Annotated in this window: 17 protein-coding genes; 9 read left to right on the top strand and 8 right to left on the bottom strand. The window is 69.4% G+C overall.

All coding sequences use genetic code 11. From position 1 onward, the window contains the following. The first annotated feature begins 80 nt into the window (after positions 1-80). Together F5X71_RS00785 and F5X71_RS00780 are read left to right on the top strand one after the other, a co-directional pair. On the top strand, positions 81-848 hold the full coding sequence (locus F5X71_RS00785) for a DUF2470 domain-containing protein (protein WP_167460214.1): 768 nt from the start codon (positions 81-83) through the stop codon (positions 846-848). A gap of 77 nt (positions 849-925) precedes the next feature. Next, positions 926-1,714, top strand: coding sequence for a CPBP family intramembrane glutamic endopeptidase (locus tag F5X71_RS00780; protein WP_167460213.1), 789 nt, complete (start codon positions 926-928; stop codon positions 1,712-1,714). 30 nt (positions 1,715-1,744) lie between these two features. On the opposite strand, the gene F5X71_RS00775 is transcribed toward F5X71_RS00780, so the two are convergent. Continuing rightward, positions 1,745-2,890, bottom strand: a complete 1,146-nt coding sequence (locus tag F5X71_RS00775) for an RNA polymerase sigma factor (RefSeq protein WP_167466078.1) — start codon at positions 2,888-2,890, stop codon at positions 1,745-1,747. 5 nt (positions 2,891-2,895) lie between these two features. Then, entirely contained in the window at positions 2,896-3,306 is a 411-nt protein-coding gene (locus tag F5X71_RS00770) for a YciI family protein (RefSeq protein WP_167460212.1), read from the bottom strand. 281 nt (positions 3,307-3,587) lie between these two features. On the opposite strand from F5X71_RS00770, the gene F5X71_RS00765 reads away from it, so the two are divergent. From F5X71_RS00765 to F5X71_RS00755, 3 genes are all read left to right on the top strand, one after another. Beyond that, positions 3,588-4,904, top strand: a complete 1,317-nt coding sequence (locus F5X71_RS00765) for an LCP family protein (protein ID WP_167460211.1) — start codon at positions 3,588-3,590, stop codon at positions 4,902-4,904. 10 nt (positions 4,905-4,914) lie between these two features. Next, positions 4,915-5,457, top strand: coding sequence for a ferritin (locus F5X71_RS00760; protein WP_167460210.1), 543 nt, complete (start codon positions 4,915-4,917; stop codon positions 5,455-5,457). A gap of 71 nt (positions 5,458-5,528) precedes the next feature. Then, on the top strand, positions 5,529-6,077 hold the full coding sequence (locus tag F5X71_RS00755) for a ferritin (protein ID WP_014980911.1): 549 nt from the start codon (positions 5,529-5,531) through the stop codon (positions 6,075-6,077). A gap of 262 nt (positions 6,078-6,339) precedes the next feature. Here F5X71_RS00755 and F5X71_RS00750 read toward each other — a convergent pair whose 3' ends face one another. The 4 genes from F5X71_RS00750 to F5X71_RS00735 form a co-directional block, all read right to left on the bottom strand. Continuing rightward, the gene (locus F5X71_RS00750; protein ID WP_167460209.1) at positions 6,340-7,260 is read right to left on the bottom strand and encodes a DUF5926 family protein; all 921 of its coding nucleotides are present in this window, start codon (positions 7,258-7,260) and stop codon (positions 6,340-6,342) included. Between the two features lie 612 nt (positions 7,261-7,872). Further along, complete coding sequence (locus tag F5X71_RS00745) at positions 7,873-8,640, bottom strand: glycerophosphodiester phosphodiesterase (protein ID WP_167460208.1); 768 nt, start codon at positions 8,638-8,640, stop codon at positions 7,873-7,875. Beyond that, on the bottom strand, positions 8,637-9,608 hold the full coding sequence (locus tag F5X71_RS00740; RefSeq protein ID WP_167460207.1) for a DUF4328 domain-containing protein: 972 nt from the start codon (positions 9,606-9,608) through the stop codon (positions 8,637-8,639). Before F5X71_RS00740 ends, F5X71_RS00745 begins: the two co-directional genes overlap by 4 nt. Before the next feature lie 107 nt (positions 9,609-9,715). Further along, the gene (locus F5X71_RS00735; RefSeq protein WP_174816995.1) at positions 9,716-10,087 is read right to left on the bottom strand and encodes a rhodanese-like domain-containing protein; all 372 of its coding nucleotides are present in this window, start codon (positions 10,085-10,087) and stop codon (positions 9,716-9,718) included. Between the two features lie 519 nt (positions 10,088-10,606). On the opposite strand from F5X71_RS00735, the gene F5X71_RS00730 reads away from it, so the two are divergent. The 4 genes from F5X71_RS00730 to F5X71_RS00715 all read left to right on the top strand — a co-directional run bounded on the left by F5X71_RS00730 (position 10,607) and on the right by F5X71_RS00715 (position 14,299). Next, on the top strand, positions 10,607-11,218 hold the full coding sequence (locus tag F5X71_RS00730) for a hypothetical protein (RefSeq protein WP_238815653.1): 612 nt from the start codon (positions 10,607-10,609) through the stop codon (positions 11,216-11,218). Positions 11,219-11,709: 491 nt separating this feature from the next. Next, the gene (locus F5X71_RS00725; protein WP_029892320.1) at positions 11,710-12,333 is read left to right on the top strand and encodes a superoxide dismutase; all 624 of its coding nucleotides are present in this window, start codon (positions 11,710-11,712) and stop codon (positions 12,331-12,333) included. A gap of 424 nt (positions 12,334-12,757) precedes the next feature. Beyond that, entirely contained in the window at positions 12,758-13,285 is a 528-nt protein-coding gene (locus tag F5X71_RS00720; protein ID WP_167460206.1) for a peptidase, read from the top strand. A 294-nt stretch (positions 13,286-13,579) separates the two neighbouring features. Beyond that, entirely contained in the window at positions 13,580-14,299 is a 720-nt protein-coding gene (locus tag F5X71_RS00715) for a TMEM165/GDT1 family protein (RefSeq protein WP_167460205.1), read from the top strand. A gap of 146 nt (positions 14,300-14,445) precedes the next feature. On the opposite strand, the gene F5X71_RS00710 is transcribed toward F5X71_RS00715, so the two are convergent. Next, positions 14,446-15,108 (bottom strand): TetR/AcrR family transcriptional regulator, encoded by a 663-nt coding sequence (locus tag F5X71_RS00710; RefSeq protein WP_167460204.1) that lies wholly within the window; start codon positions 15,106-15,108, stop codon positions 14,446-14,448. A 24-nt stretch (positions 15,109-15,132) separates the two neighbouring features. Next, positions 15,133-16,011 (bottom strand): SDR family NAD(P)-dependent oxidoreductase, encoded by an 879-nt coding sequence (locus tag F5X71_RS00705; RefSeq protein WP_167460203.1) that lies wholly within the window; start codon positions 16,009-16,011, stop codon positions 15,133-15,135. Positions 16,012-16,049: the final 38 nt, after the last annotated feature.

The raw sequence follows: 16,049 nt of genomic DNA, 5'->3' as shown, positions 1-16,049 counted from the left end.
CGCTTGCGGATGTTCGTCGCGTCACTTAGCTTAGGGTAACCTAATTGAGCGCCGAGCAGAGCACGACCACGGAGGTTTGTATGCCGCGTCCGACACCGACCGTCGCGCCGTCCACGGCCGAGCGGGTGCGCAGCGCCTGCGCGCACGCCGAGCAGGCCGTGCTGGCCATGCCCGGCATCGATCCGACGCCGGTCTCGGTGCATCACCTGCGCGAATGCGGCGACGCCGTGATCGCGGTGCCGACCACCTCGGTGGCCGCGGTGCTGGCCGGGAACTCCCCGGACGCGGGGGCGCCCGCGGTACTCGAGCTCACCGACCACGCGCCGCTGCCGTTGCGCGAACCGGTGCGCGCGCTGGTCTGGCTGCGCGGCTGGGTGCGTGCGGTGCCGACGCAGGCGCAGCGCGCGCTGGCCACCGAGGTCGCCAAGGATCACCCCGATCCCGGCCTGCTCGATGTCGGCCACACCGCGACACTGCTGCGCCTGGTGATCAATTCCGCGGTGGTCGCCGACTCGACCGGCGCCGAGTCGGTCAGCGTCGACGAACTGCGGCTGGCGCAGCCGGATCCGTTCTGCACCTTGGAATCCGCGTGGTTGCAGCACCTGGACGCCGACCATGCCGACGTGGTCGCGCAACTGGCCAGGCACCTGCCGCCGCGCCTGCAGCACGGCATCGTGCACCCGCTCGCGATCGACCGCTACGGGCTCACCCTGCGCGTCGAGGGCCGCGACGGCGACCACGACTTCCGACTCCCCTTCACCGCTCCCGCCGACAACATCGAGGCGCTCAGCCGCGCGGTCCGCACCCTCGCGGGCTGCCCGTTCCTCAACGGCCTGCGCCGGATCTGACCCCACCCGGACCTGATGCGTCACCCGCCAGCGGTGCGTGACGCGACGCGCGGCGTGCCGGGCAATAGATTCGAGGGATGCGTGGTGCGGTTGGTGACGAGCCTGCGGAGCTGACGGAGCGGGAACGGCTCGGGATCAAACTCGAGATCGCGGTCGTGCTCGTGGTCACCTTCGGGTTGAGCGGGCTCAATGCGGCCCTGTCGCTGGTGGAGAGCGCGCTCGCACCGGGCGGGGTGGGTGGGCGCACGGTCGCGTTGAATCCGTCGCGCTCCACGCAGTCGGCGATCGATCTGCTGTTCCAGTTGCTGAGCGTGGCGCGGCTGCTCGGGTGGGCGGCGCTCGGCCTGTACCTGTTGTGGCGCAGCGGCATCGGGCCGCGGCTGATCGGGCTCGCGACACGCCTGCGTTTTCGCGCCGATGTCCTGCCCGGACTGGTGCTCGCCGCCGTGATCGGCCTGCCGGGCCTCGGTCTGTATCTGGTCGCGCACGCGCTGGGGATGAGCGTGACGATCGTGCCCGCCTCGATCGACGACCACTGGTGGCGACTGCCCGCGCTGATCCTGTCCGCGTGCGCGAACTCGCTGGCCGAGGAGATCATCGTGGTCGCCTTCCTGATCACCCGGCTGCGCAAGCTGGGGTGGTCGGAGAATTCCGCGCTGTTCGCCTCGGCGCTGCTGCGCGGCAGCTACCACCTGTACCAGGGACTCGGCGGCGGCATCGGAAACGTGGTGATGGGCTTGGTGTTCGGACGCTACTGGCAGCGCACCAACCGGCTGTGGCCACTGGTCCTCGCGCACGCCACCATCGACGCGGTCGCCTACCTCGGCTACACCTTCCTCCGCGGCCACGTCTCCTGGTTGCCGTGAACACCTGCCCGGCAAGCAGATACCGCCCGCTCACCCGCGCAGCAGTGCGTTGAGGCGTGCCGCCTGCCGGGTGAGGTGTTCGCGTTCGGGGAGGGTGGTGGCGGCGTCGGCGGCGGCGCGGTAAAGGCGGGCGGCGGATTCCCGGTCGCCGTCACGTTCGCGGAGGTACGCCTCGACCGCGGCGTAGCGGGGCAGGGTGGGTTCGAGTTCGGCCAGGGCGAGCAGGCCGGCGCGTGGGCCGTCCGCCTCACCCACTGCGACCGCTCGGTTGAGACGCGCGACCGGGCTGTCGGTGAGCGCGACCAATTCGTCGTACCACTCGACGATCTGCACCCAGTCGGTCTCGGCGGCGGTCCTGGCGTCGGCGTGCAGTGCGGCGATGGCGGCTTGCGCCTGGAATTCCCCGAGCCGCTCGCGCGCCAGCGCGGTCTGCAGGATGTCGACCCCCTCGGCGATCAGGCGGGTATCCCAGCGACCGCGGTCCTGCTCGGCCAGCGGCACGAGGCTGCCGTCGGCGCGGGTCCTCGCCGGGCGCCGGGCGTGGTGCAGCAGCATCAGCGCGAGCAGACCCGCGACCTCTTCGTGCCTGGTCAGCGCCGCCAGCTGGCGGGTGAGCCGGATCGCCTCACCCGCCAGGTCGACGTCACCGGTGTAGCCCTCGTTGAAGACCAGGTAGAGCACGCGCAGCACGGTCGAGACATCGCCTGCCCGGTTGAGCCGGACGCCGGATACCGTCCGCTTGGCTCGGCTGATCCGTTGCGCCATGGTCGCTTCCGGCACCAGGTACGCCTGCGCGATCTGCCGCGTGGTCAAGCCGCCGACCGCGCGCAAGGTGAGCGCGACGGCCGAAGCGGGCGTCAGGGACGGATGCGCGCACAGAAAGTAGAGCTGCAGCGTGTCGTCCGCGGTCTCGGCCTGGCCAGGGGGCGGCTCGACCTCGACGAGTTCTTCGCGCCTGCGCCGCGATGTCTCGGCACGGACGGCGTCGAGGAATTTGCGCCAGGCCACCGCGACGAGCCAGCCCTTGGGATCGCGCGGCGGCTCGTCCGGCCAGGCACGCAACGCCTCGATCAGCGCCTCCTGCACGGCGTCCTCGGCGGCGGCGAAATCGGCGCCGCGGCGCACGAGTATCGCCAGCACCGCGGGGGTGAGAGTGCGCAACGCCGCCGCGTCCACCGACGTCACTCCGTGACCGTGGCGGGCACGCCGTAGAACGGCCGCACCTCGAGCCATTCGCAGATCGGCTTGCCGCCGGGGCCGGGCGCGGCGGAGAGCTCGCGGGCCAACTCGACCGCGCGCTCCCAGGACTCGACGTCGATGATGTACCACCCGGCGATCAGGTCCTTGGTCTCGGCGAACGGCCCGTCGGTCACCGGCGGCCGTCCCTCCCCGTCGTATCGGACGAACGCGCCCTCCGGGGAGAGTGCCTGGGTGTCGACGAACTCTCCCGTCTGCTCCAACCGGGCCGCGAAATCACGCATGAACCGGATGTGCGCGTCGACCTCGGCCGGTGTCCATTGGTCCAGCGGCCCGTGGTCCACAACCGGGGCCGGGCCGCCGCGATAGTGCTTGAGCAGCAGGTATTTCGCCATGATGATCTCCTTCGTGCGGTACGGCCCATTCTGGCCGCTGTGTCCCTGGGACGGAGCGGTCCTCGCGTTCTCGACATCGGCGCCGAAAGTTTTTCCAGGGGCGTGACCTCCGGCGACCCAGCTGTGACCCAACCGTTCCTGGCCGAGCGATAACAGCGCGCCGGTCCAGGCGAATTCATAAAGAGTGCTCCCGATGGAAGGGCGCTGGCACCGGCACGCCGGGCCGAGATCATCCGGCGCACGAGCGCCCGGAGCGACGAGCGATAAGTAGAGTCATTGTGATGAATGGCGACGACCCCCAGTACCGCGCGCCGATGCGCCGGGTGCCGCCGCCCGGCCGGGCGCCGATGCCACGGCCCGGACCGCACCGGGCGGGTCCGCCGCCTGGTGACCCCCGTGCACCCTACGTCGAACCGACGCAGGTCATGCGGCGCGGCGGCCCGCACGCGCCGCCGCTGGCCTACTCGCAGGTGCCGCCGGAGCAGGCCGCGACGCGGATACCACCGCCGATGGACAAGCGCCGCCCGCCGACCCACGCGCCGACCCAGCAGCCGGTCCCCTATCGCGAGGACCCGCCGCCGCGACAGTTCCGCGGCGCACCGCCGCCACCGCCCCCTTCCGCCCCGCCACGCCAGGAGCGTGCCCCGCGCCCGCGCCGCAAACGACACTATTTCCGCTGGTTCCTCGTCTTCCTGCTGGTGCTCGTGCTCGCCGTGATCGGCGCCGTCGTGCAGCTCGATCGATCCCTGACCCGGATTCCGGCGCTGGCGAACTATGCCGAGCGCATCGCCGACACGCCGGGCACCAACTGGTTGCTCGTCGGTTCCGACGGCCGCGCCGGCCTGACCGCCGAGCAGGAGCAGCAGCTCGCCACCGGCGGCGAGGTCGGTCCGGAACGCACCGACACGATCATGCTGGTGCACCTGCCGAAGTCGGGTAAGGCGACATTGGTGAGCCTGCCGCGCGACTCGTATGTCAGCATCCCAGGCAACGGCAAGGACAAGCTGAACGCGGCCTTCGCCATCGGCGGCGCACCGCTGCTGGTGCAGACCGTGGAGATCGCCACCGGCCTGCGCATCGACCACTACGCGCAGATCGGCTTCAGCGGTTTCGCCGGCGTGGTCGACGCGCTCGGCGGCATCGATGTCTGCCTGCCCGCCGCCATCGACGACCCGCTCGCGGGAATCAACCTGCCCGCGGGCTGCCAGAAGCTGACCGGACCGGAAGCGCTCGGTTTTGTGCGCAGCCGCGCGACCGCGCTGGCCGACCTGGACCGGATGAACAACCAGCGCATCTTCATGGCCGCGCTGCTGAAGAAGGCGACAAGCGCTGCGACACTGGCCAATCCGTTCACGCTGTGGCCGTTGGCCTCGGACACGGTCAAGTCGCTGAAGGTCGACAACGGCGACCACATCTGGAACCTGGCGCAGCTAGGCTGGGCGCTGCGCGGCGACACCGTGGCGACCACGGTGCCGATCGGTGGGTTCGACGACACCGCCAGCGGCAACGTGCTGCTCTGGGACAAGAACAAGGCGAGCGGATTCTTCGACGCGCTGGCCAAGGACCAACCGATCCCGGAGGATCTGCTCACCAGGTAACGTCGAGCACATGGCCGACACCGACGAGTCGTTCCCTGGTCTGCTGCACGAGCAACTGCACCGCGGCTTCACCGCCGCCCAGCAGTATCTGGCCGCGGCGGTGTACTTCGATTCGAATCGGTTGCCGCAGTTGGCGAAACACTGCTACGCCAAGTCCGAGCAGCAGCGCGGGCACGCGCTGCGGATGGTGCAGTATCTGCTCGATCGCGACGTACCGGTCCGCATCGGCGGGCTGCACGAGGTCCGGTCCGCCTTCGAATCCCCCCGTGCCACAATAGCTTTCCTGCTGGAGGACGAGCAGCGGCGCGGCACCCAGATCACCGGGCTCGCCCGCGCGGCCCGCGAGTCGGGCGACTATCTCGGCGAGCGTTTCATCCAATGGTTCCTCAAGGAACAGGTCGAGGACGTCGCCCGGATGAGCACGCTATTGACCGTGATCGACCGCGGCGCGGACGATCTGTTCGATGTCGAACAGTTCATTGCGCGCGAGTTACGTGCACCCCAACGCATCGATACCACCGGCCCGAGAATGGCGGGCGCAGCACAGAATTAATTAGGCAATACTAGCCTCAATAAGGTTGCACTTGGATGACACGCGCCCTGACCAGCGCTAATGTCACCACTATGTCCAGCCATCCGGAGTCCCCTCGCAGCAAATTCCACGGCCTGCTCCACGACCAGATCAGGCATGAATTCAATGCCGAACATCAATACATCGCTATCGCGGTGTGGTTCGACAATGCTGATCTGCCCCAGTTGGCCAAACGGTTCTACGCGCAGGCGGTCGAAGAGCGTAATCACGCGATGATGATCGTGCAGTACTTCCTCGATCGCGATATCAGCGTCGACCTCGCCGGAATCGACGCCGCGAAATCCAAGTTCGAGAATGTGCGCGAGCCGATCGCGCTGGCCCTCGCCCAGGAGAAGACGGTCACCGACCAGATCATCCAGCTGGCGAGCACGGCCCGCGAAGAGGGCGACTACCTCGGCGAGCAGTTCATGCAGTGGTTCCTGAAGGAGCAGGTCGAGGAGGTCGCCAATATGACCACCCTGCTCAATATCGCCGATCGCGCCGGGTCGAACCTGTTCGACCTGGAAGAGTTCATCGCCCGCGAAATGAGCGGTCCGAGTGACGCTTCCGGCGCGCCGTCGGCCGCGGGCGGCACCGTCTAGACCGAGGCGACTCGAGCAAAAAGGCCCAGCTCTTCGCGACGAGCTGGGCCTTTCGCCGTATCCCGCGCGAGCGCTAGCTGGCGCTCAGCGTGCTGATCAGGGACGTGATGATCTTCAGGATCTGCTCCATTGGTGTGCCCTCATTCCTCATCGTTCGGTGAGACTGCCCTCACCCACACCAGCCTTCGGTGTCAGAGGAAAAACTAACGGAGCGAAGATCATTCGGCTGGATTTTGCCTGAAATCAATCCGCTTTATTTTGGTCAGCGCAGGGTGACCTGGCGCGAACGCAGCCCGTCGCGCGAGCGACGCTCCTCGGCGCTCAGCGGCGCGTCGACGGCGAGCGCCTCGGCCAGCCGGACGCCGAATTCCTCGGCGGGCTTGGTCCATTCGTCCGCGTGCCGCTCCCGGTCCAGGTCGAACACCGGGACCAGCACGCCGTGCGTCCGGAACGAACCCGCGAACCGGGAACCCTCGCCGAGTTGCAGTCCACCCGCGGCATGCAGCCGCGCCAGCGCCAGCATCAGCTCGTCCTCGTTCTCCGGACGGACCCAGCGGATGTGCGCCTTCTCGCCGGCATCCACCCACCACGCCGCGCCAGCGGTGCCCGGGTCGAGCGCGATCCGCGCCGAGGGCATGATCGCCTGCTTGGCCTGTTCGATGGTCGCGGCCACCTGCGCGTCCGGCTGCACGCCCTCGGGCACCCACCAGTCGAAGTCCTGGTGCACCGTGAGATCCAGGGCGGCGCCCGGATCGATCACGTCGGCCAGCCGCGGGCCGCCCGCCACGCTCTGCACCGACGACAGCGAGTCGCCCGGCTCGGCGGACTGCGTCCACAGGATCGCGGCGGCCAGGTCCGCGCCCGCGTCGGCACCCTGAAACTGCACCTGCGCGCCGACGAAACCGGTCGGCGGCTCACCCGCGCGCACCAGCGCGGCGACCGCGCCGGGGAGCACGGTGGCGAGCACGACCGGGCGTTCGGCCGCGACGCTCGACACCAGCTTCAGCTCGGCGGTCGCCGACGGCACGAATTCGCGCAGCGCGACCAGATCGCACTCCGCGGCCAGCCCCTCGAAGGGACGCGTGACGGACTGCGCCGCCTGCTCCTGCGCGGCCTTCCGCTCGGCGAGACGCTGGGCCCGGTTCCCGCCGGGCTTAGGACTGTTGCGCTTGCTCTTACCCACGGGGGGTCAACCTACAGGGTGTGCCCGCCGCCACCCCGCGCGCCACGGCAGCGAATCCCCACCGACCCCGCCCCACCCCACGCTCCCGTCGAATAGCACACGCCCCCAACCACGTTCATCACCACCCCCTGCACGATCCGTTCACCGGGGTATACAACCCCCGCACGCCCCGGCGGAATGTGCCCAGGTGTCCACCATTTCCGCGATCGGCGCGGTGCGGACTCCGGCGCGGTACCGCGCTCCCGGCGGCACGTCAGCCACACGCGGCAGGACCACTCCCCCGGTCCGCGGCAATCCACGCGTGAGGACACCCAGCGCATCGGCACGTCTGGCCCATCGACAAATCCACCGCACCTACGCCGATTGGTCCGCACGCCGACTTCGGCACGACAGGACCGCCCAAATGATCCGCACCGGTGCACATGTGGAATCGAACGCATCGGCATCGCCGTTGGCTGATCGACGGACCCATCTGATCCCGCACATCTACGCCGATAGGTGCACACACCGCGGACTCCGGCGCGCGACAGCCCGCCCATTCGATCCGCAGGGAAGTCCGGCGGGTGCCGCGGCAGGCGGGTCGGTCTTGCGGTTGTGCGTGGTGGCTTGCGTTCAGGGGGTGCCGAGGAGAGATTTGGTGCGGCCGGGGTGGTTGGTGGCGACCCAGCTGACGCCCAGGTCGGCGCAGAGGCGGACGTCGTCGGGGTCGTCGACGGTCCAGCAGTAGGTGGCGCGGCCCGCGGCGGCGGCCCTGTCGACCAGTTCGGGGTGTTCGCGCAGCGTCTTCACCGACGGCCCGACGGCGGTCGCGCCGACCGTCGTCGCGGCGGAACCGCCGAGGTAGCGCGAGGATTCGCCGAGCAGCACGGTCGGCAGCAGCGGCGCGGCGCGGCGGATCCGCCAGACCGCGGTGGCGGCGAACGACATCACCACCGCGCGTGAATGGTCGGCGGAGGCGGGCGTGGCGATGCCGAACCGCTGCAACTCGGCCAGCAGCTTGTTCTCCACCAGCGCGCCGTAGCGCACGGGATGTTTGGTCTCGATGAACAGCTTGGTCGGCCTGCTGCGCCAGTCCAGCACGAGGGTGATCAGCTCGCTGAGCGTGAGCACCGGCGACGGCGCGCCGTCCGCGCCGAAGTCGAGTTCCTTCAGCTCGTCCAGCGACATCTCGCTGACCAGGCCGGTGCCGGAGGAGGTCCGGTCGACGGTGCGGTCGTGCACGCACACCAGGTGCCCGTCCCTGGTCAGCCGGACGTCGCACTCGACGCCGTCCGCGCCTTCCTGCAGCGCCAATTCGTATGCGGCGAGCGTGTGTTCGGGACGCGCCGCCGAGGCGCCCCGATGCGCCACGACGAACGGCGCGCGACTGCCCTGGCTCACTTGGCCATAACCTCCTCCTGCTCACGGTCCGGTGTGCCGTCGGGCGTGTGCTGCGGTGCGGCGTCCAGCGCGGCGACGGGCGGCTCGACGGTAGCGTGTGCGCCGCGACCGCCCGGCTGCACGGGTTCGATCACCGGAATCGGCGGGTCGACCGCGATCACCCAGCGGCGCGCGATCCGGCTGTGGCCGAAGGCGTCTCGCTCCTCGATGGCCCGCAGCATGGTGAGGGTGAGCAGGGCTACCGCGGCGGCGACCAGGTCGGTGCACGCGGTGAACAGCACGCCGTCGGCCTTGGCCTGCAACGAGTCCGCGGTCCGCCAGAGCAGCGCGGCCGCCGCCACGATGCCGCCGCCCACCCAGGCCGCCCACCAGATCCGGACCGCGCGCACCGCCCGTGGATCGTCGTGTTCGGCGAGGATCTCACTCAGGAAGACGCCCGGCCAGATCAGATTCACCACGGGGACAACGCAGCCGAGCACGAGCGCCCGCACCGAACGCGGCTCGCCGCGCCCGGCCGACGCGAAGACGGTGCGCCGGGTCCGGATCAGCCAGCCGACCATCGCGAGCGCGCTGAACAGCGCGAACGCCAGGGCGAGCAGGGCGGCGCCGACGACGAACGCGTCGGAGGCGAACAGCAGCGCGGGATGGATCAGCCGGGTCCGGTTACGCAAAAGCACCAGGTAGCGCAGCAATTCGCCGAGCGCGGCGAGACCGAACAGGACCGCGGTGGTGATCAGCAGGGACGACACGCGGCGGGTCAGCTTCGCGAACGGCAGCGCCGCCTCGGGCTGCTCGAGCGGCGGCTGGTCGAGCAGACCCCAGCGCGGGATCTCGGTGTAGCGCGGGGTCGCGATGGGCGCCGGGCGCGCACCGGCGCTCTTGCGGATGCGGTGATCGGGGCGGCGCGCCACCCACCGGTAATTGCGGCGTTCGGCGGGGGCGCCGATCGGCGCGGGCGAGAGCAGCACGCCCCGGCACCGCGGGCACCAGTGCATCGGCGTCGACTGCACGGTCCATCGCGCACCGCAACGCGCACAGGGTTGGACAACCGTACTCATCGCACCTCAGCTCTCCCTCAGTAGATCTTCGCCTGGTGGTCGCCGTCCGCGATCAGCGGGCGCCCGGCCTGCTGCCAGGCCACCATGCCGCCGCGGACCTGAATGGCCTCGTAGCCGATGTGGTTGAGGTATTCGACCACCTGGAGAGAACGGCCGCCTTGCCGGCAGATGACGTAGAGGTCGACGTCGAACTCCAGCTCGTCCACCCGGGCAGGCACGTCCACCATCGGGATGTGGATCGCGCCCGGCGCGTGCCCGAGTTGCCATTCGTCCTCTTCGCGTACGTCGAGCAGGACCGCCCGCGCGCCGTCCGCGGTGGCCGCTTCGGCGCGGTCGAAATCGCTCGGTACGGCGTCCACCGGGACAGCGGGAACATGGGGACTCGTCACAGTTTCGATCCTGCCATGGGCGCGCGGGGACCGCGCAGTTCCGGCCCCGTCGGCGATCTCGACAGCAAGCCGATACTTCAGGTATGTTCTCGGTCCCGGAACCCTGAACGACGCCCGCTCAGGGGCGAGATGTGTCGATCGCCGACAGAGTTATCCACATAATCCACAACCTCATCCACAGGCTGTGGCTATCAGACAGCGCATCAATCCAGGGTTCGGCTATCAAAGCAACCGCACGGTTAACGTCGCGTGGCCCAGCTCACCGCCATCCAGACGCTACGTGTCGCGCTCGGCATGGCGGTGGCGGGCCGCCGTGGCCGCGGACGACCGATCCGGGACTCCCCTCCACCAAGTACATCCCGGAGCGGTCATCCGCCACTGACCTCGGAACTCGCGGCGCAGCTTGTTCCGATAACTACTTGGACGGCGCGGGACTCGGTTCGGTTCCATAAAAAACGAGAACGCTAGCGAAAAAATGAAATATTGGGCGGCACCGGTAGCTGTCGGTAGCCTGTGCGCATGAACGTGAGCAGGGGGCTACTCGACGGAATGGACACGGCCGGACTCAATGTCGCCCTGTCCGAGGCCACGTGCCTCGGCCTGCAGGTCGACGCGGCGGCCGGACAACTACGACTCGATTTAGAGGTGCTGACGCTTCCGGAGAACGGAACGCCCACCGAGGACTACCGGGTGCGGGTGACGTTCACCGGGGTCGGCCGCGTTGCCGCGTCATTGCGGATGCAGAACTGGGATGCCGTCGAGCCGCAGGTGCTGCCGCTGCAGCTGGACGGGCTGGACGAGGCGATCCGCAGCTTCGGCGGCGGCAGGCTGCACGGCTGGGAGTTCGTCGACCTCGACGACAGCGGCTGGGCCCTGTGGGGAGAACTGCTCAGCTTCGACACCCGCATCGATGATCACGAGTCCGCGCACGTGCTGGAGTTCTCCCAGGAAGAGGGCATCGACCCGCGCGAACTCGACGTGCGCGTGTGGTTCGACAACGTGCTGGTCCACGACGCGGACGGCCAGGAGATCCCGCTGGCGCAGTTCATCGCGGGCGCAACGCGCTGGTGGGCGGCGCACGACGCGGGCGATCCGCGGGCCACCCGCCCCGGTGTCGCGCCGCCGCTCTGAGCCGCGAATACCCCCTACCGCACATCCGGTCGACCGGGTGTGCGGTTTTTCGTTGGCGGCCGTTCGAGCGGCAGGAGTCCCGAGCGGGTGGCCGTCCGAGGTGAACCGCGCTGGTCCCCGCACCGAAAACACCAGGTCGAGACCACCCGTGCCCGGCAGCAGACCGGACACGGATGAGCGAGGCCGCAGTGGGTAACCGGCACGAGGATCGGTTCCTTACGTGCGGGCCGGGTTCGCCCGGCGCGACCGGGACGGGCGCGTGCGGGCCGCGAGCGCCCCACTAGTTCGTCGTACCACGACGTGGTTCGATGCTACGGGTGAGGTTTCGACCAGGTGCCCGGACCGCGGACACGACGGCGCCCAGCCCGCGCGCTGGACGTCAGCGCTGGAATGCGCAGGCCTCGGGCCCGGTTGGAACCGATCGGGTGTACGAATGATGGTTGGGCGTGCCCGCGAAACGGCGCGCCCAGCCCGACATAGGAAGGGACATCGTGGCTGAGTACACGCTGCCAGATCTGGATTACGACTACAGCGCCCTGGAGCCCCACATCTCCGGGCAGATCAACGAGCTGCATCATTCCAAGCACCACGCCGCATACGTCGCAGGCGCGAACACCGCGCTGGAGAAGCTGGAAGCCGCCCGCGAGAGCGGCGACCACGGCGCCATTTTCCTGTACGAGAAGAACCTGGCCTTCCACCTCGGCGGCCACGTCAACCACTCCATCTGGTGGAAGAACCTCTCCCCCAACGGTGGCGACAAGCCGGTCGGCGAGCTCGCCGCCGCGATCGACGACCAGTTCGGCTCGTTCGACAAGTTCCGCGCCCAGTTCACCGCGGCCGCCAACGGCCTGCAGGGCTCGGGCTGGGCGGTGCTCGGCTACGACACCCTCGGCCAGAAGCTGCTGACCTTCCAGCTGTACGACCAGCAGGCCAACGTCCCGCTGGGCATCATCCCGCTGCTCCAGGTCGACATGTGGGAGCACGCCTTCTACCTGCAGTACAAGAACGTCAAGGCCGACTACGTCACCGCGTTCTGGAACGTCGTCAACTGGGAGGACGTGCAGGAGCGCTTCGCCCGCGCCGTCTCCCAGGGCAAGGGCCTGTTCTTCGGCTGACGTCGATCGCCGCACCCGCGCGGCGGGTGCACAGCCCCTTGCTGGTTCGGACCCGAGCGACCGTCGCTGTCGCATCGGCTCCTCGGGTCCGAACCGGGGGTGCACGACAACGCTCGATCTCGCTTCGCTCGTGACTCGCGGTCCAGCCGGTGATGTTGCGTTGGGGGGCAAACGAACCCGTGGACAGCACGCTGTCCGCGGGTTCAGTCGTCTCCGGGCGAGGAATTCAGACACGCCCGGGGTTCAGCGGGATATCGGTTCAGCTCCTATCGGCGGGCACCCAGCGAGAACGGCTGGTCAACGGGCCGCGGCCGACCAATTGGCACTCTTTGGTACTTGTGTGCCAGGTGCTCGTTCGGTCATTCTCGGAATCCACAGTTGGAGGACGGGCAAGGCCGCCCCCGGTTCCATGACGGGAGGCACGATGCGTACGAATGAACCGATCGGCATCACGCCGTTCCAAGCCCGTGGCTCGCTGCGGGGTTTCGTCATCTCCGGCCGCTGGCCGGACACCACCAAGGAGTGGGCGCAGGTACTGGTGCTCGCGGTCCGGGTGGCCTCCATGCCGGGACTGCTGGCCACCTCCACGGTGTTCGGGGTGCGTGAGGATCTACCCGACGACCCGGCGCCCGGCACGGTCGGGTTGGTGATGGCCGAGGGCACGGTGCTCGGCGAGGAGGCACTGGCGCCGGGACGGTTTGCCGATCATGTGCCGACCGCGCTGCTGATGCTGCATCCGCCCTCGGAAACCAAGCCGACGCTGCCCGAATGCGTGGGCGCCGCCTCCGGGTGCGTGCTGCTGCCCGGCGTACCGCATCTCGGTCTGGAACATCGCGCGGCGTGGGCCGAGGCCGAGTCCGACGGCACGGTGACCTCCCTGGTCAGCCGGGTCGGCCTGGACCCGATCAGTGATCCCGACACCGCGGTTCTGGCTATGCTGCTTGCCGCGTAAGGGTACCCGAAACCCGGCGCACGGATCGCCAAACTTATTGTGCGCATTGCGATTTCGATTACAGCAGGTTGGCATGCCCGACATTCCGCGGGTAGAGTCGGCGGCAGCGAAGGGGAGTAGCCCCCAATCACACAGTCGACATACTGACCCGCCGCCCCACGAGGGATCGGGTCCGGCTGGGTGAACCGGTTCGTTCCGGTGGGCGAGACCTTCGGCCAGGACAACATTCGTTGTCGGCCGGAGGCGTACCCAGACTCCGACCGGCAGGCCGGAGACCCGGGAGCCGCACACATCATGATCGCCACCGTTTTGCTGAGTATCGGCATCGTCTTCCTCGCCGAGCTGGGCGACAAATCCCAGCTGATGGCGTTGACGTTCGCCCTGCGCTACCGCTGGTGGGTGGTGCTCGGCGGGATCGCGACGGCCTCGGCCGCGGTGCATCTGCTCTCGGTGGGCGTCGGCTACTTCCTCGGTTCCGCGCTGCCCACCCGGGCCATCGCCCTGGTCGCCGCGCTCACCTTCCTGGCCGTCGGCGTGTGGACCTTGCGCGAGCACTTCGGCGCCGCCGACGAGGACGACCCGGCGCCGAAGTCACTGCGGGCGAGCACCGCGCCGTTCTTCGTGGTGCTCTCGGCGTTCCTGCTCGCCGAGCTCGGCGACCGGACCATGTTCGCGACCGCCGCCCTGGCCACCGACTACGACTGGATCGGCGTGTGGCTCGGCTCGACGATCGGCATGGTCGCCGCCGACGCACTGGCCATCGGCATCGGCATCCTGGTCGGCAAGCATCTGCCCGAGCACGCCATCGGCATCGGCTCGGGCCTGCTGTTCCTGTACTTCGGCGCGCTGACGCTGATCTCGACCGCCGCGCCCGGCCTCGGCACGCTCGCGGTCGCCCTGCTCGCCTGCACCGCACCGGCCCTCGGCGGCGCGGCGCTGCTGCTCGGCCGCCGCCCGCGGCGCGCACCGGTCGAAGGCGCGAGCGAGACTCCGCTCCCCCGCGTCCACCGGTAAGTCCCCTGGTACCGCCCCGCGCACACCTTGTCGCCGTGCGCACACCCTCGTCACGCCGCGCACACCTAGTTGCGCCGCGCGAGTCTTTCGACCGAAACGCGCGCGAGATGGAACTTGCGCGGTGGCTACGGTGCGGCCCGGCCGGCTCACGCCTCGGACAGGGCCTCGCCGTAGAGGCGGCCGCCGCGGCGGACCAGGTCGAGGAGGGGGGCGCGGAGGGCGAGCAGGCCGTCGAGGTCTTCGGCGGCGATGCGGCCGGTGACCATCGCGCTGATCGCGGCGGCCAGCGTGACGCAGGCGAAGCGCTGTTCGTCGGTTCGTGCGTCGAGCACGTCGGCGATCAGGCCGACGAACAGCTCCTGCAGTTGTGCGCGCCGGGCGAGTGCCGCCGAGCCCACCGCGTACACCTCGACGAGGAACAAGCGGGCGCTGGCCGGGTCGTCGACCAGGTGTTGCAGGTAGGCGACGAAGATCCGGTCCATTCGATCGACCGGGTCCGGTGCACCGGCGTGCTCGCCGTCCCCGGGCGGTGACGCGCCGGCGATGCGCTCGAGCAGGTGCTGCGCGGCCCGCTCGTAGGCCGCCTCGAAACAGGCCTCCTTGGAACGGAACTGCTCGTAGAAGGTCTCCCGAGACACACCGGCGCGCTTCAGGATCGCGGCGACCGAGGTACCGACGTAACCGTTCTCGACCATCGCCTCGGCCATCGCGATCAGGATGCGCTCGCGCTGCGAGGCGACCACCTGCTCCCGCGGCAGTCCGTGCCTGCCGCGTGGGAGTTGCCGTGGGCTGGTTGCCGATTCGGTCATTCAGGAACTCCGGTGTTGGTCGGTCTAGACGGGCCGCTCCATTTTGCGTGGTCTGTCCGGTTGATCGGTTGTGAAGGGTGCCGCTTCCTTCCTGGCGATCTCCAGGGCGCGGGCGACCCCGCGCCGCAGGGCTAGGTCGATGACCCGCTGCGCGATCGGCCGGGCGGGCAGCACGAACGCCACCCACCACGGTGACACGACCTGACGGCTGCGGCGCGCGATGGCCTTTTCCACCGCGTCGATGGCGGGCCCGAGCGGCGCGACACCGGAGACCGTGGCCCGGCCGATGATGGCCCGTGCCGCGTCGGTGCCGAAGCCGCGCGAGGTCATGTCGGTGTCCAACTCGGCGAAGTAGGCGACGCCCACCTTCGCCCCGGTGTGCTTGACCTCGATGCGCAGCGTGTTGCCCAGCGCCTCCACCGCCGCCTTCGCCGCGCTGTACGCGCCGACCAGCGGTAGATTCACCGCCGCGGCGAGCGAGGAGACCACCAGCGCGTACCCGTTGGCGTGACTGATGTGCGGTCCGGCCGCGCGCACCGTGTAGTAGACGCCGAGGACGTTGACCGCGAGCGTCTGCTCCATTACCGCGGTGTCGCCGCCGAGCAACGGTAGCTGGCGCGCGATGCCCGCGTTGGCGACCACCACGTCCAGCCCGCCGAGCTCGCCGACCAGGGTCTGCACCACCCGTTCGACCTGATCGGCGTCGCCGACATCGCAGTAGCGCCACGGCGCGTCCCCGCAGTCGGCCGCCACCTCGGCGAGCAGTTCCGGCTCCAGCCCGAGCAGCGCGACTCGGGCACCGTGCGCGTGCAGTTGCCTGGCCAGCGCGGCGCCGATCCCCCGCGCCGCCCCGGTGATCAATACCTTGCGACCGGCCACGGACGTCGCGGGAAACAGCTTCATGCCAGCGACGGTACCAGCTAAGAACACATCTGTTCGCA

Origin of the sequence: Nocardia brasiliensis (assembly GCF_011801125.1) — a bacterium.
Classification (GTDB): Bacteria; Actinomycetota; Actinomycetes; order Mycobacteriales; family Mycobacteriaceae; genus Nocardia; species Nocardia brasiliensis_C.
The sequence above is the reverse complement of the archived record's forward strand: the minus strand, read 5'-3'. Positions and strand labels throughout refer to the sequence as shown.

What these genes read in the sequence shown, in the direction of transcription:
- F5X71_RS00785 (WP_167460214.1), top strand. Translation starts at nt 81, where the DNA reads ATGCCGCGTCCGACACCGACCGTCGCGCCGTCCACGGCCGAGCGGGTG.
- F5X71_RS00780 (WP_167460213.1), top strand. Translation starts at nt 926, where the DNA reads ATGCGTGGTGCGGTTGGTGACGAGCCTGCGGAGCTGACGGAGCGGGAA.
- F5X71_RS00770 (WP_167460212.1), bottom strand. Translation starts at nt 3,306, where the DNA reads ATGGCGAAATACCTGCTGCTCAAGCACTATCGCGGCGGCCCGGCCCCG.
- F5X71_RS00765 (WP_167460211.1), top strand. Translation starts at nt 3,588, where the DNA reads ATGAATGGCGACGACCCCCAGTACCGCGCGCCGATGCGCCGGGTGCCG.
- F5X71_RS00760 (WP_167460210.1), top strand. Translation starts at nt 4,915, where the DNA reads ATGGCCGACACCGACGAGTCGTTCCCTGGTCTGCTGCACGAGCAACTG.
- F5X71_RS00755 (WP_014980911.1), top strand. Translation starts at nt 5,529, where the DNA reads ATGTCCAGCCATCCGGAGTCCCCTCGCAGCAAATTCCACGGCCTGCTC.
- F5X71_RS00730 (WP_238815653.1), top strand. Translation starts at nt 10,607, where the DNA reads ATGAACGTGAGCAGGGGGCTACTCGACGGAATGGACACGGCCGGACTC.
- F5X71_RS00720 (WP_167460206.1), top strand. Translation starts at nt 12,758, where the DNA reads ATGCGTACGAATGAACCGATCGGCATCACGCCGTTCCAAGCCCGTGGC.
- F5X71_RS00715 (WP_167460205.1), top strand. Translation starts at nt 13,580, where the DNA reads ATGATCGCCACCGTTTTGCTGAGTATCGGCATCGTCTTCCTCGCCGAG.
- F5X71_RS00710 (WP_167460204.1), bottom strand. Translation starts at nt 15,108, where the DNA reads ATGACCGAATCGGCAACCAGCCCACGGCAACTCCCACGCGGCAGGCAC.
- F5X71_RS00705 (WP_167460203.1), bottom strand. Translation starts at nt 16,011, where the DNA reads ATGAAGCTGTTTCCCGCGACGTCCGTGGCCGGTCGCAAGGTATTGATC.